This is a genomic window from Synechococcus sp. WC101, from assembly GCF_047461555.1.
Taxonomy (GTDB): Bacteria; Cyanobacteriota; Cyanobacteriia; order Thermostichales; family Thermostichaceae; genus Thermostichus.
Genome location: NZ_JANSHG010000056.1, coordinates 1 through 13594, shown reverse-complemented (window position 1 = coordinate 13594; position 13594 = coordinate 1). Strand labels below are relative to the sequence as shown.

12 protein-coding genes and 1 pseudogene are annotated in these 13594 nt (G+C 61.3%); 4 read left to right on the top strand and 9 right to left on the bottom strand.

Annotated elements, in window-relative coordinates:
* From NW809_RS05620 to NW809_RS05605, 4 genes and pseudogenes are all read right to left on the bottom strand, one after another.
* A pseudogene (locus NW809_RS05620) lies at window positions 1-575 on the bottom strand (flavin-dependent dehydrogenase); the annotation flags it as partial.
* 207 nt (window positions 576-782) lie between these two features.
* A complete protein-coding gene (locus NW809_RS05615) occupies window positions 783-2306 on the bottom strand; it encodes an AAA family ATPase (protein WP_414401699.1) in 1524 nt (507 codons plus the stop codon).
* A gap of 154 nt (window positions 2307-2460) precedes the next feature.
* Entirely contained in the window at window positions 2461-3507 is a 1047-nt protein-coding gene (locus NW809_RS05610; protein WP_011430411.1) for a thiamine phosphate synthase, read from the bottom strand.
* 68 nt (window positions 3508-3575) lie between these two features.
* Window positions 3576-3881 (bottom strand): hypothetical protein, encoded by a 306-nt coding sequence (locus NW809_RS05605; protein WP_011430410.1) that lies wholly within the window; start codon window positions 3879-3881, stop codon window positions 3576-3578.
* 127 nt (window positions 3882-4008) lie between these two features.
* On the opposite strand from NW809_RS05605, the gene NW809_RS05600 reads away from it, so the two are divergent.
* Window positions 4009-5178 (top strand): lipid-A-disaccharide synthase-related protein, encoded by a 1170-nt coding sequence (locus NW809_RS05600; protein ID WP_011430409.1) that lies wholly within the window; start codon window positions 4009-4011, stop codon window positions 5176-5178.
* On the opposite strand, the gene NW809_RS05595 is transcribed toward NW809_RS05600, so the two are convergent.
* From NW809_RS05595 to NW809_RS05575, 5 genes are all read right to left on the bottom strand, one after another.
* Window positions 5175-6521: a cytosine deaminase gene (locus tag NW809_RS05595; protein WP_414401698.1), complete on the bottom strand. Its 1347-nt coding sequence runs from the start codon at window positions 6519-6521 to the stop codon at window positions 5175-5177. The two genes, NW809_RS05600 and NW809_RS05595, sit on opposite strands and share 4 nt — an antisense overlap.
* Before the next feature lie 13 nt (window positions 6522-6534).
* Window positions 6535-6864 carry a YggT family protein gene (locus NW809_RS05590; protein ID WP_011430407.1) on the bottom strand — a complete coding sequence of 110 codons (330 nt, stop codon included), beginning with the start codon at window positions 6862-6864 and terminating at the stop codon, window positions 6535-6537.
* A gap of 162 nt (window positions 6865-7026) precedes the next feature.
* Complete coding sequence (locus tag NW809_RS05585; protein WP_011430406.1) at window positions 7027-7401, bottom strand: hypothetical protein; 375 nt, start codon at window positions 7399-7401, stop codon at window positions 7027-7029.
* A gap of 42 nt (window positions 7402-7443) precedes the next feature.
* Complete coding sequence (locus tag NW809_RS05580) at window positions 7444-9216, bottom strand: ABC1 kinase family protein (protein ID WP_011430405.1); 1773 nt, start codon at window positions 9214-9216, stop codon at window positions 7444-7446.
* A gap of 152 nt (window positions 9217-9368) precedes the next feature.
* Window positions 9369-10655, bottom strand: coding sequence for a glucose-1-phosphate adenylyltransferase (locus tag NW809_RS05575; protein WP_011430404.1), 1287 nt, complete (start codon window positions 10653-10655; stop codon window positions 9369-9371).
* A gap of 117 nt (window positions 10656-10772) precedes the next feature.
* Between NW809_RS05575 and NW809_RS05570 the strand changes: the two genes are divergently transcribed.
* From NW809_RS05570 to sat, 3 genes are all read left to right on the top strand, one after another.
* Window positions 10773-11555: a ParA family protein gene (locus tag NW809_RS05570; RefSeq protein WP_011430403.1), complete on the top strand. Its 783-nt coding sequence runs from the start codon at window positions 10773-10775 to the stop codon at window positions 11553-11555.
* 128 nt (window positions 11556-11683) lie between these two features.
* Window positions 11684-12055 carry a hypothetical protein gene (locus tag NW809_RS05565; protein ID WP_011430402.1) on the top strand — a complete coding sequence of 124 codons (372 nt, stop codon included), beginning with the start codon at window positions 11684-11686 and terminating at the stop codon, window positions 12053-12055.
* Window positions 12056-12168: 113 nt separating this feature from the next.
* Entirely contained in the window at window positions 12169-13350 is a 1182-nt protein-coding gene (sat, locus tag NW809_RS05560) for a sulfate adenylyltransferase (protein WP_168175095.1), read from the top strand.
* The last annotated feature ends 244 nt before the right edge of the window (window positions 13351-13594 follow it).

Sequence of the window (13594 nt, the reverse complement as noted above, 5' to 3'; positions counted from 1 at the left end):
CCTAAGCGGGCCATGGCCGCGCCGTAGATAGCCCCCAACGCCCCGCCCACGATCACCAAGTCCCACTCTTGGGGGGCGGGCTCTGGGGCAGGCTGGCGAAATAGCACGGGGGGCCGGCAAGCGTGAGGGGATTGGACTTCTTCCCGCCAGCGTTTCTCCCACCAGTAAACCCGCTGCAGGTCAAACTCCCCGTTGGGGATGCGGCGGAAATACTTCACCGTCTGCGGGTAAAAGGGCTCCAGTTGCTCAAAGATGGATCCCTGGCTGAGATCGACATCTGGCAACTGCGGGTAGCGGTGGGGAAATTGGCTTTGGATAGCCCTTTCCACTTCCTTTAGCCAGCGGCCCTGCTGGGGGAAAGGCCGCTCTGACCACTGAAAGATCTTGAGATAGGTGGTGTTCAGCCCCGACCAGAGGAAAACGGCCAGCTGCGCTCCGGATCCCTCTAGGCGTAGCCCAGTGGGGGTGAGTACCTTTTGGCTGCTCGCAGGCAGAGGCAGGTGCTCCTGCAGCCAGCTCAGCACTTGAGCGGTATCTGGGCAAGGGATCTCGCGGTAGTACAGGAGCTTGAGCACAGCGCCAAGACACAAAAAAAGCCGATCTTTACCCATTGTGACACGAGGGGATGCCGGAGGTGGGGTTATCTCGACCATCCATTCCCAGAGACGAAGGGGAAGAGGCGAACTAATGCCTCAGTGACGGGATCCGACTCCAAGGCCCAAACCCGAGCCTAGGGGGCTTCCCACTCGCTCCCCTCAAGCAGGAAAAATCGGGGATCCCCTCTAGGAAGCTGCAAAACACTGCTTCATCTCCTGCAGCACCTGAGCATCCTGGGAGGCGGTTCTAGCGCCTGCCTGGGCGGCCCAGCACTTAAGGCTTTCGATCTGGTCGCGGGCAATGGAGGCCAGGGGCACAGTTTCGCGGATGGCCTGCAGGATGTCTTCCTGGGTAAAGTCTCGCCGAGCGCCGCTGCCGCTGCCTCCAAAGGCGTTGTACATAGCGTCAACGATAGCCTGCTCGATCTCGGCGCCACTGAAGTTTTGGGCGGCTGCTGCCAGCTCATCTAGGTCAAACTCCCGCAGCCGGCTGGGGCGCAGCCGCTGGAGGTGCACTCGGAAGATCTCCTTGCGCTCGGCCTGGGTGGGCAGGTTGAGAAAGAAAATCTCGTCAAAGCGGCCCTTGCGCAGCAGCTCCGGCGGCAAGAGGGGCACGTTGTTGGCGGTGGCCACGATGAAAACGGGGCTGGTCTTCTCCTGCATCCAGGTAATCAGGCTGCCAAACACCCGACGGCTGGTGCCCGAGTCCCCGTCGGCGCTGCTGGTGATGTTGCCAAAAGCTTTGTCGATTTCGTCAATCCAGAGCACACAGGGGGCCATGGCCTCCGCCAGTTGGATCATCTGGCGCACGCGGCTTTCCGATTCGCCAACAATGCCGGCAAACAGCCGCCCAACGTCCAGCCGCAACAGCGGCAGCCGCCACTCGTTGGCGATGGTTTTGGCGGAGAGGGACTTGCCGGTACCCTGGATCCCCACCAGCAGCACGCCCTTGGGATTGGGCAGGCCGTAGCGCCGCGCCTCTTCGGTAAAGGCTTCCTGGCGCACCCGCACCCAAGCTTTGAGGTTGTCCAGCCCGCCCACGCTTTTCAGGGTCTCGCGGGCGGTGAAAAACTCCAGGATGCCGGTCTGGCGGATGGCCTGCTTTTTCTCCTCCAACACCAGGTCGATGTCGGCCTCGTTCACCTCCTGCTTGGCGGCCAGGGCGCGAGCCAAGACGCGGCGGATGCGCTCCCGGCTCAGCCCCTGACAGGCTTTGACCAGTTGCTCGCGGGCCAGGGGGGTGAGCTTGAGTTTTTCCGGGGCCACATAGAGCCGGATGAGGCGGCTGATCTCTTCGCTGTTGGGCAGGGGAATGTCGACGACGGTGATCTCCTCGGCCAGGTCGCTGGGCACTTCTAGAATGTGGCTGAGCAGGATCAGCGTCTTGCGGGTGCGCTTGAGCTCGCGGCTGAGGTTTTTCAGCTCCCGCAGGATAGGGGCGTTTTTGTCGCTGCTGGCGTTGCGCAGCACAAAGTGCAGATCCCGCAACACAAACAGGGTGTCTTCCTGAGGAGCCGAGCGCCACACCCGCCCCAGGGCGGCCATGATGGAGCCGCGATCTTCGCCGCTATCTTGCCAGCCCCGCACCACGTCCCAAAACAGCAGCCGCCGCGGCGGATCGGTTCTCTTGGCTACTTGCACGAGCACAGCATCCGCTGGCTCCTCTTCTGGAGAAACCAAGTAGATCAGGGGGTAGCGAGCCCGGATCATCAGATCCAGCTCCCGCACCAGTTCCCCTTGCACTTCGGTGGCGATCCCGCTCAGGATGGGATCCCCGCCGCTTTGCCGAGTGGGGTCAGTGAGAACTTTTACGGCTTCTGCCATCGGGAGTTAGGAGGGTTTTGAGAAGATTCTGTGTCTAACTTCAGGATAGAGCAGGGATCCGTTGCAGTTCGGCCAGCATGGCACGGGCGGTCTGGGTGGGATCCGCCGCCTCCATGAGAGCCCGCACCACGGCTACGCGGCTGGCGCCTGCCTGGCGCACCTCGGCCAGGTTGTGGAGGTCGATGCCGCCGATGGCAAACCAGGGCAAGTGGGCCTTCTCAGCGGCCAGGCGCACGTACTCCAGGCCGGCGGGGGGTTTTTCCGCTTTGGTGGGGGTGGCATAGACGGGGCCGACACCGATATAGTCCACGCCGCTATTGAGGGCTTGGGCCAGCTCTTCGGCATTGGTGGTCGACAGGCCAATCAGGCGCTGGGATCCCAGCAGGTGCCGCGCCTGGGCAACCGGCAGATCCGTCTGGCCCAGGTGCACCCCATCCGCTTGGCTGACCAAGGCCAAGTCCACCCGGTCGTTGACGATCATCAACGCCTGGTAGCGGTCGCACACTTGCCGCAACTGTTTGAGATCCCAGAGCATCTCCCTATCGGTGAGGTTCTTGCGGCGGTACTGCACCAGCGTCACCCCTCCCCGCAGCGCCTTTTCCACCACCTCCAGCCAGTGGGGCACCGGGCTGGTGACCAGGTAGAGATGGGCCGCCAACAGCCGTTGGCGCAGGGATCCCCCCAGCAGCTCGCTTTCTAGAACATAGAGCCGATAACGCATGTCTTTGGCCAGCTTGGCCAGGCCGGGTGCTACCCAATGACTGGACTCGGCCAACTTGCCGTATTCTTCCAAGACCCGCAGCGCTTCTTGCACACGGCTGCAATTGGCCTGCAGCAGGTGGCCGAGATCCCGCCGTTGCTCCTCTTGCGGATGGGAGATCTGGGTGCCCGGATCAGCAGGGGTGTCGCGGGCCAACCGCAGCGGGTCGCTGTGCCAGCGGGCCAGGGCTTGGCGCATGGCCTTGCATTCGCTGGCCAGCTCGCCGTTTTCTAGGCCAAAGCGAAACCACTCCTCTAGCACCCGTAATCCCTCACGAGCTCGGTCGAGGTTGGCATCCAGGATACGGGCGACGGCCTGCGGTTTCATGTCCCCTGCGCGTGGGAGTTTTAATCTTTTTTTTACTGTAAGTTGAAACGGTTTCTCTGGCACCTGTCCTAGCCTTTGTCCGAAAAGGAGGCAGGCTGTTGCCAAAGGGCGTTGAGGAAAGCTTGCTGTGGCGTGTGTCCCCAGGCAAACTCACGGGGGCCGATCCCTTCCGGCAGGTAGGCCCAAGCATAGCACTCGCAGGCAGGAAAGTAGCGGATCTCCCACCAGGGCTGGCCGGCGGCCACATCCTTCACCGCCCGCCAAAAATACCCCCGCTGACGGGTAAGACGGGTCTCGACGAAGTAAGGGCCTTCCAGGCGCAAAGCTTCCACCGCTGCAATAAACTCGGCTCGTTGTCGCTCATTTCGGATCATTACCCTGGCTTCCCCTCGCAGGTTGGCTCTATTTTAAGAAGAGATTTTTGGTAAGCTACAGCGTTCTGCTCGTTTAGCTCGAATGGAGGCGGCAACACCCCAGAGTTGAACTCCCATCCTCTACCCAATGAATCCACAGAATTTGTCGCGGGTGCTGTGCCTGAGCAATGGCCACGGGGAAGATGAGGTGGGCAGTCGCATCGCCCTGGCCCTGACCGGCCTGGGGATCTCGGTGCAAGCCCTGCCGATTGTGGGGGAAGGCACCGCCTATTGCCGCCGCGGCATCCCGCTGCTGCCCCTGACCCAGGTGATGCCTTCAGGGGGATTTATCTATCAAGATTGGCGGCAGTTGTGGCGGGATCTGCGCGCTGGCTTGCTGGGCCTGACGGGGCGGCAACTGGCTTTGGTTCGCCGGGCGGCGGCTCAGGTCGAGCTGGTGCTGGCGGTGGGGGACATTGTGCCTTTGTTAATGGCCTGGTGGAGCGGCAGCCCCTACGTCTTCGTGGGCACAGCCAAGTCGGACTATTATTGGCGGGACGAACAAGGGCCCTACCGACGCGCTTGGCTGGGACAGCCGGTTTCCGATTACCTGCCCTGGGAGCGCTGGCTCATGGCCCGCAGGCGCTGTCGCGGCTCCTTCTTGCGAGATGAGCTGACGGCCACCGCTCTGCAAAAACGGGGCCTCCGGGCTTTCTACCTGGGCAACCCGATGATGGATGACCTGGAGCCGCGGGGAGAATTGCCTTTGGATCCCGACCGGCCCGCGGTGCTGCTGCTGCCGGGATCCCGCCCGCCGGAAGCCTACCGCAACTGGGCCTTGATGATGCAGGTGGTAGAGCAACTGCCGCCGGAAATCCAAGTTTACGCCGCCCTCAGCCCTAACCTGGAGCGGAACCCCCTTCAAGAGCGGATCCCTGCTCGACGCCGCGACCTGCTCCTGGTGTGGGGAGATTTTGGCACCTGTGCTCACCGGGCAACAGCGGTGCTGGCCATGGCGGGGACGGCCACGGAACAATGCGTGGGCCTAGGGAAGCCGGTGGTCACCCTGCCGGGGGAGGGGCCGCAATTTACCCCCCGCTTTGCCGAAGCTCAAACCCGTCTCCTGGGATCCGCAGTCCACCTCACTTCACCCCAGCAGGCCCCTGCCGTGCTCTGCCGGATTCTGAGCCGCCTGGCCAGCGATCCCGCTTACGCCGACCAACTGCGAGCCCACGGGCAGCGGCGTATGGGATCCCCTGGCGCTGCTCAGCGCATTGCCGCCCAGATTAAAGCCTGGCTCCCCAACCCCGCTGGCTAAGTCCGCCCCACCCTCTCCATCAAGTCGTCCAGCTCTGCGTAGTCCGGCAGCGCCGTGTCGATGGGCTGACCTTGGCGCAGCACCACCCGGTCGTGCTGGGGTCGGGAAAGCAGCTCGTCAAACCCCCGCCCCTTGAACAGCACCAAGTCTGCCGGCAGGCCCACCCCAATCGCCCCGGCCTCTACCAAGCCCATCATGCGGGCCGGGGTGGCAGTGATGGCCTGCGGCCAATCCCCATAGGGGGTGTCCAGGTGCAGGATGCGGGTGGACTCCCGAAACACTTCTAGGCCATCGTGATCTCCAAAGCCGTAGAAGGGATCCCGGCAGTTGTCGCTGGCGATCATCACCGGCACGCCCAAGGCTTTGAGCTCGTGCAGCAGCGTCACCCCCCGCCAGCGGGGCGTGTGGCCGGGGCGGCGGTCTTGCAAATAGAGATTGCACAGGGGCAGGCTGACCACGGCGATCCCCGCCTCCTTCACCAGGGCCATGGTCTGGTGGGCCACCTGCGGCGGCTGCACCGCCAAACTGCAGCAGTGGCCGCACACCACCTGGCCTGCAAACCGATGGCGCAGGGCTGCCGCTGCCACATGCCGCAACGTCAGGGATTCAGGGTCGTCTGTCTCATCGGTATGAAAATCCAGATCCAGCCCCCGCTCCTGGGCCAGGGCAAACACCCGCTCCAACTGCTTATCCAGCTCCGGCCCCATCGCCGCCACTCCGCCCAGGATCCCGCCCAGCTCCGCCACCTTGTCCGCCAGCTTCTCCCCTGCCGGTGTGAGAAAAACATCCAAGTAGGTCAGCGTCACCGCCTGCAGCTCTAGCCTGCCCGCCCACTCTCGGCGCAACTGGGCAAAGACTTCCCAGCTCACCTCGGCTTGAGGGCCCTCGCAAACCAGGTGGGTGCGCACCGCCTGGGATCCATGGGCGTAGCTGCAGCGCAGGCCAAAGTTGCAGCGGCGGTAGACATCCTGCCAAAGTTTTTCTCGCCTGCCGGCGTAGGCCCGCTCCATCTTGGCCCAGTCTTCCTGCTCGGCCCGGGTGGCCCCGGCAAAGGTGCCGTCGGGGTTGGGGCTGCGCGGCCACACGTGCCCTTTGTCCAGGTGGGTGTGGATATCGACAAAACAGGGCCACACCTGGCCCCGCCTTAGAGCTACACTCGGGATTCCCTGGGGCGGGATCCCTGTGGCCGCTCGGATATGGCCAATTCGCCCTTCCCTAATCTCCAGATCCAGCAGCACCAAGCCCTCTCGGTTGGGAACCGCCGCTGGCACCACATCCTTCAGCACCGAGATGGGAACTTGGGCATTCAGCAGCCAGTAGCGGGCAGCGCCAGGGATCTGCACAGTGGTACAGCAATTAGGCAAACTGGCCCACCACCTGCATGGCAAAGCTCAGCAAAATAAAGGCCAACCAGGGGGAGAAGTCCAGGCCGCCGATGGGGGGGATGAGGCCGCGGAAGAGGTTGAGATAGGGATCCGTGAGCTGGCTGAGCACCGACAGAATGGGGTTAGACCAGTTCAGTTGCGGGAACCAGCTCAGCAAAATCCGCACAATCAACAGCGCGTTGTAAATGACGATGAACTGGTAAAGGGAGCGAAACAGCAAAGACGCGGCACTGCCGTAGACCAGCCCCAGAGAGAGGCCGTCTGTCCAAGGGAGAGGGAGCAACAAAGGGCTGAGCATCATGGTTAGAAACAGCGAGGGAACAACTCTTCAACAACTTAAGCGCTGTCGGCAGAGGCAGACCTGATCCAGGAGAGCAACTCAGCCGAGAGGCGAGAACGCTGGCACTCCCCAGAGGAGAAAGCCAGTGCCGCCTCTAGTTTGGCATGGACAGGGGTCCCCTGCTTAAGGCTTTTCCTCGACAGCGCTAGAAGATATCTCCTTGACGAGCAGTTGTGCGCGGGTGGCCTGGATCGCCTCGTTCAACTCGGCAATCTTGGCTTCGAGGGTGCGGCGGGCCTGGGCAATCCGCTCTGTTTCCTGTTCCCACTCCCTCCAGTCGCCGGAGCTGGGCACAGCCGGCTCACCCGAGGCTCGGAGGCGCGGTCGTTCAGGAGGGACAGAGGTGCCGTTGAGACGGTCGGGATCCCGGCGCTGGCCTTCGGCGGATCCCTTGCTTAGTCGGGGGGCCAGCACAAAGGCGATCACCCCGCCGATGATCCCGCCCAACACAGCGCCGGCTACCACACCGGCAATGAAGTCGCCTTTCTGATCTGCCACGCTTTTGTCCAGCTCACCAAACTTAAGCTATCTTTTTCCGTTTTACCTTTCCTGTCCCACTCCCGCCAGCCAATTCGGCCAGGGCTGGGGAAGTCGCCAGGGGCTGAGCCGCTCCAGGTGGGCCTGCACCTGTTCCCTCAATTCGGCCAAAGTATGTTGCAGATCGCTGGTTGAGGGCAGGGATCCCAGTGCCGCCTGCCAGAGGTGAGTTGGAGACAAGTCGGGGCTGATCACATGCCACAGCCGCTGCAGCTCCTCAAAGTGAAGGCGGTCATCTTCCGTGAGAGAAAGCACCAACTGGCGGCGCAGTTCACGGGCCTCCTCCGACATCAGGTAGCGCAAACCCATGCGGGCGGTGGGTACCCAATCCAGCCCCCCATCGCTGCGGGCAATTTGGATCAGGTTCTCCAAGCGGTTCCAGCGGAACTTGCCATCTTTAATTAGCACTTGCAGCAGCCGCTGGCGAATGCGGGGCGATTCGTCCGTCAGCAGGCGCTTGGCCACATAGGGATAGGCCACGCCGACAATGCGAAACTGCGGATAGAGGCTGAGGGCCACCCCCTCTTGGGTAACCAAAGAGCGGATGACCAACGCAAAGTGGGAGGGCACCTGAAAGGGGTAGCGGTACATCAAATCGGAGAACTGGTCGGTGGCGGTTTTGAAGTTAAAGTTGCCCACCTCCTGGTTCAACACATCCGCCAACACCGTCTCCAAAGCAGGGATCAGCTCTTGACGGTTGACATCCGGCTGTAAAAAGCCCAAGTGAATAAAATCGTCGATCAAGGCGTCGTAGTCGCGATCCACCAGGTGAACCAGCGCGTCCACCAGGTACTCCTTCATTTCTTCGGTGAGCTGATCCATCATGCCAAAGTCGATGTAGGCCAGGCGGCCATCGGGGAGGGCAAACAGGTTGCCCGGATGGGGATCGGCGTGGAAAAAGCCGTATTCCAGCAACTGCTTCAGTCCGGCCACCACGCCGATGCGCACCAGTTGTTTCACCTCCAAGTTGGCCGCCCGAATGCGCTCCACATCGGTGAGCTTGATGCCGTCAATCCACTCCAGGGTCAACACCCGGCGGGTGCTGTAGGCCCAAAAGATGCGCGGCACATACACATCGGGATCGCCGCGAAAGTATTCGGCAAAGCGCTCGCAGTTCCGTCCCTCCTGCAGGTAGTCGATCTCCTCAAACAGCTTGCGACCAAACTCATCCACCACCGCCGTCAAGGTGTTGCCCAGGTTCAGGGGCAGCCAAGGCCCCAGCCAGGTGGAGGCCCAGCGGATGAGGTACAGATCCAGGCTCAGCCGCTCCCGCAGGTGGGGCCGTTGCACCTTCACCGCCACCCATTCGCCACTGTGAAGTTGCGCTTTGTAAACTTGGCCCAAGCTGGCGGCAGCCACCGGCTCGGGCGAGATCTGGGCGTAGATCTCGGTGATCGGACGGCCCAACTCTGACTCAATGCGGGCAAACGCCTCCTGGGAAGGAAAGCTGGGCAATTGATCCTGCAGCTTGGTGAGCTCTTCCAAGTAGTCTTTGCGCACCAAGTCCGGTCGCGTCGAGAGGGCCTGCCCCACCTTGATGAAGGTAGGCCCTAGGTCAGTGAGCAGCTTGCGCAACTGCTCTGCCCGCTGGGGCACTTTGCGATCGCCCTGTCCCCAAAGCTGATCCCAGCGTAGACAGAGAACAAACCAGAGGAGGGGCCAGAGAATGGCCAGCGCCCGACCCATCACCCGGAGCAGGCGCCAGCGGTAGTAACGAGTGATGAATTGGGGATCGTAAACTTCTAGGTCGGCAATGGAGGAAATCCTGTTAACCACGCTCAAGGGATCTCACAATCTGTTTTTAAAGCTCTTAATATCTATCGTAATCTATCGTAATGGCAAAAGCCTCTTGTTTTCTCTTATCTTGCTTAACAGCGCCTCCTCAGCGTTCGCCAGCCAGGTTCTCGGCCAAAGCCGGCTTCCCCCGATCAAATGACGGTGTTGTCCGGGATCACCGAGTCCTTGATGATGGTGACGATGCCGTTGCTGATCCAGATCCCTTCCTCTTCCCGCTGCGCTTCGCTGACGTGATCCTTGTTGAGGATGCGGACATTGCGCCCGATGCGGGCGTTTTTGTCCACGATGGCGTTGACGATGTGGGAGTTGGCGCCGATGCCCACCGGTGGGATCCCAGCCTCCAGCTTGGCCTGCCGCTCTTCTGCCGACTCGTAGTAATCGGCCCCCATGACCAGGGTATTCTCTACAATGGTATTGGCCTCCAGGCGGCTGCGAATGCCGATGATGGAATTGCGAATTTGAGCATTTTTGATGATGCAACCGTCGGCAATCATGGAGTTGACGATCTGGGAATCGAGGATTTTGTTGGGGGGCAAAAAGCGTGGGCGGGTGTAGATGGGCATTTCGCTGTCAAAGAAGCTGAAGGGAGGGTTGGGCTGCTGCACCAGCGCCAGGTTGGCTCGATAAAAAGCCTCGATGGTGCCGATGTCCTCCCAGTAGCCCTTGAACGGGTAGGCCTGCAGATGGTACTTGCCGATGGCTGACGGCAGCACCTCTTTGCCGAAGTCGGTGTGCTCCTTCACCTTCAGCATCTCGATGAGGGCCTCCCGCCTGAATACATAGATGCCCATCGAGGCGATGTAGGGCTTGGCTTTGGCCTCTTCCGGGCTGAGGCCGAGGGCTTGGGTATCCACCTGACAGGCTTTCAGCAGCTCCCCTTGCGGCTTTTCTTTGAAATCGACGATCCGTCCATCGGCGTCGATCTTGAGCAAGCCAAAACCCGAAGCCACTTTTTCTTCGCAGGGGAGCACCGCCAGCGTCACATCGGCTCCGGTTTGCCGGTGATAGTGAATAAAGGGGCGGTAGTCCATGCGGTAGAGGTGATCCCCCGATAGGATGAGGAAGTCCCGCGGCTTCCAGGAGTCCATCAGCCAGAGATATTGGCGCACAGCGTCGGCGGTGCCCTGAAACCAATCCGGGTTATCGGGCGTCTGTTGGGCCGCTAAAATATCCACAAAGCCGCCTGTGAAGGGAGACATGCGGTAGGTGTTGATGATGTGGCGGTTGAGGGAGGCGGAGTTGAACTGGGTGAGGACGTAGATTTTATCAATATCAGAATTGATGCAGTTGCTGACCGGGATGTCGATGAGGCGATACTTGCCTGCCAAAGGCACAGCAGGTTTAGCACGGCGCTTGGTCAGGGGATAAAGTCGGGTGCCACGCCCACCGCCCAGGATAATCGCCAGTACATCGCGCATGGTTGTCCTCCACCAGGCTACACCCAATAGCATAGACTGCTGCGGCGGCACCTGACCCAATCTGGCCAAGGGGAATCGGGAAATCGGAAGCGCCTGAAACAAACCCTGGGGAAGCTGATGGCACGCGTCCTGGCTTTTACCAACAACAAAGGGGGCACCGGCAAGTCCACCCTCTGCGTCCACGCGGCTCAGTTAACGGCTCAACGGGGCTACCGAGTTCTGCTCATCGATCTCACCTCCCAAGCCACCGCCAGCAGCCTTTACCTGGAAGAGGCCGGATCCCTGCCCCCCGAGGAAACGGTTTGGGCCAGCCTGCACCCGCAGTACCGACGTCCTTTGGAAGAGGTGATCTATTGCACCGACAAGGGGGTGGATGTGGCGCCCTCCCACAGCACCATGGCGGAAGTGGCGGCCCAACTGGCGGCTGCTGGCGACTCCGGGCAAGACCTGTTGCAGCATCAGCTCGCTCCCCTGCTGCCGGATTACGACTTTGTCTTTCTCGATACGCCAGGGGAACTGAACGCCCTCACCGCCAACGCCCTGCGGGCGGCCCGGCGCGTGTTGATCCCGACACGGCTCAACCGCGTCGACTTCTCTTGTACAGAGGTGACCCTGCGCTATGTCGAGTCCCTGAAGGGCGAGTTGAGCCAAGTCCGCGCCATCTTGACCATGCTGGACGACCGCTACTTGCCAGGGGGCATCTGGTCCGGATCCCATACCGGGCAATTGTATGTGCAAGCGCAACAGATTTTTGCGGATGTGCTTTCACCCGTTACCATTCCAGATAGCAGCGATTTGCGCACCGCTTTTGACTACGGCTTGACGGTCATGGACTATCGGCCTGGCTCGGTGGTGTGTCAGCGATTGGAGCAGTTTGTCGAACATGAGGTGCTCTTGTGACTGGATCGGACCGTAGCCTCTTTCCTTCTTCGGGAGAAACTTCCCGCACTCGGCGCAAGGCCAGTGCTAAAACCAGTTCAGAGCCCACCCCTGCAGAATCTACTCCCACGGGCGAGGAGCCGACAACGATGTCTTCTCAGTCTCCTACAGAACCAGCCCCAGAATCGCCGGACCTTGAAACCCTCAAAAGCCAACTGGCCGAAGCTCAACAACTTTTGCAGGACTACCAAAACAAAGTCTCTGCCCTGCAAGCTCAGCTACAGCAAGTCACTGCCCACCGCGACGAATTGCAGAAGGCGCTGGCCCAGTTACAGGCGGTGGCCGAGGAGCGGGCCAAGACCATTCAGGAACTGCAAAGCCGCCGAGGGCAAGTCGCACCTTTACCCAAGCCGCAACCCCAGCCTTCGCCTCTGCACGCGCAAAAGAAGATCATGAATCGGCCCATCTTTGACAACGTGTCGCCCACCGACGAAGATATGCCCCCCTACATGCTGGACTAGGCAGTTGGTACTAGTCTGGATTGCGCCGGAGGAAAGGAGGGTGTAGGGTTAGGGATCCCTGTCTGCTCGGTTGCCGTTCCGGTCTGCACGCTATGACTCCATCCCAGGCGAAGATGACTGTTTCTGGCGATGCCATTCCGCCCCACGGGGGCACCTTGGTCAACCGCATTGCCTCCCCTGAGCAGGCGCAGGAGCTGCGCTCCAAAGCTGAACACTGCCCCATCCTCCACCTCGACGAGCGGGCCCAGTCGGATCTGGAGATGATCGCCATCGGGGGCTTCAGCCCGCTCACCGGCTTCATGGGGCGGGAAGATTACCAGTCGGTTCTGGAGACGATGCACCTGGCCAACGGCCTGGCTTGGTCGCTGCCGGTAACGCTGCCGGTCTCTGCCGAGATAGCTGCCGATCTCAAGGAAGGGCAGACCATTGCCTTGGCCAATGCCGAGGGCAGGCTCTTGGGCCTGTTGGAATTGACCGAGAAGTTCACCTACGACAAAACCCGCGAAGCGCAGCAGGTCTACCGCACTACCGATGAGCAGCATCCGGGGGTGAAGGTGCTCTACCAACAGGGATCCGTCTATTTGGCCGGCCCTGTAACTCTCTTGCAGCGGGATCCCCATCCCCTTTTCCCGGCCTACCAGATCGACCCGGCCCAGTCGCGGCAACTGTTTCGGGAAAGAGGCTGGAAAACCATTGTCGGCTTTCAAACCCGCAACCCCATCCACCGCGCCCACGAGTACATTCAAAAGTGCGCTCTGGAAATCGTGGACGGGCTGTTTCTCCACCCGCTGGTGGGGGCCACCAAAAGCGACGACATTCCCGCCGAGGTGCGCATGCGCTGCTACGAGGTGCTGATCGAAAAGTACTTCCCCAAGGAGCGGGTGATCCTGGCCATCAACCCTGCGGCCATGCGCTACGCCGGCCCGCGCGAGGCCATCTTCCACGCCCTCGTTCGCAAAAACTACGGCTGCACCCATTTTATTGTGGGCCGGGATCACGCCGGGGTGGGCAACTACTACGGCCCTTATGATGCCCAGCACATTTTCGATGAGTTCCGTCCCGAGGAACTGGGCATCATCCCCCTCAAGTTTGAACATGCCTTCTATTGCACCGTCACCGGCACCATGGCCACGGCCAAGACCAGCCCCAGCCAGCCCCACCAGCGCATCCACCTCTCGGGCACCAAGGTGCGGGAAATGCTGCGCCGCGGCGAGATCCCCCCGCCGGAGTTCTCCCGCCCCGAGGTAGCCCAACTGCTGGCCGAAGCTATGCGTGAGCGGGGACAGCCTGAGTAGGGGCAAAAAGAGCCTGCTCCAGCCCAGGCCCTCTGTGTTCTTGGGGAGTCGGCCAAGCTGAAATAGGGCGCTGCCTCCTTGCCTAGGCTGACTCCGCTAGATTGATCGTTGGGTTGCGGTCGCAGAGCCCCCAGGTATCAGCTTAAAACCGGTTCTGTACATGGGCATCACCGACCAGTCCTCTGGCGCAGCCTCAGGGATACCAAACCATAAACAAACCCACGCCCAAAAGCAGGGGAAGGAT

Coding starts and splice junctions, on each gene's coding strand:
- NW809_RS05615 (WP_414401699.1), bottom strand. CDS start 2,306: ATGATCCGGGCTCGCTACCCCCTGATCTACTTGGTTTCTCCAGAAGAG.
- NW809_RS05610 (WP_011430411.1), bottom strand. CDS start 3,507: ATGAAACCGCAGGCCGTCGCCCGTATCCTGGATGCCAACCTCGACCGA.
- NW809_RS05605 (WP_011430410.1), bottom strand. CDS start 3,881: ATGATCCGAAATGAGCGACAACGAGCCGAGTTTATTGCAGCGGTGGAA.
- NW809_RS05600 (WP_011430409.1), top strand. CDS start 4,009: ATGAATCCACAGAATTTGTCGCGGGTGCTGTGCCTGAGCAATGGCCAC.
- NW809_RS05590 (WP_011430407.1), bottom strand. CDS start 6,864: ATGATGCTCAGCCCTTTGTTGCTCCCTCTCCCTTGGACAGACGGCCTC.
- NW809_RS05575 (WP_011430404.1), bottom strand. CDS start 10,655: ATGCGCGATGTACTGGCGATTATCCTGGGCGGTGGGCGTGGCACCCGA.
- NW809_RS05570 (WP_011430403.1), top strand. CDS start 10,773: ATGGCACGCGTCCTGGCTTTTACCAACAACAAAGGGGGCACCGGCAAG.
- NW809_RS05565 (WP_011430402.1), top strand. CDS start 11,684: ATGTCTTCTCAGTCTCCTACAGAACCAGCCCCAGAATCGCCGGACCTT.
- sat (WP_168175095.1), top strand. CDS start 12,169: ATGACTGTTTCTGGCGATGCCATTCCGCCCCACGGGGGCACCTTGGTC.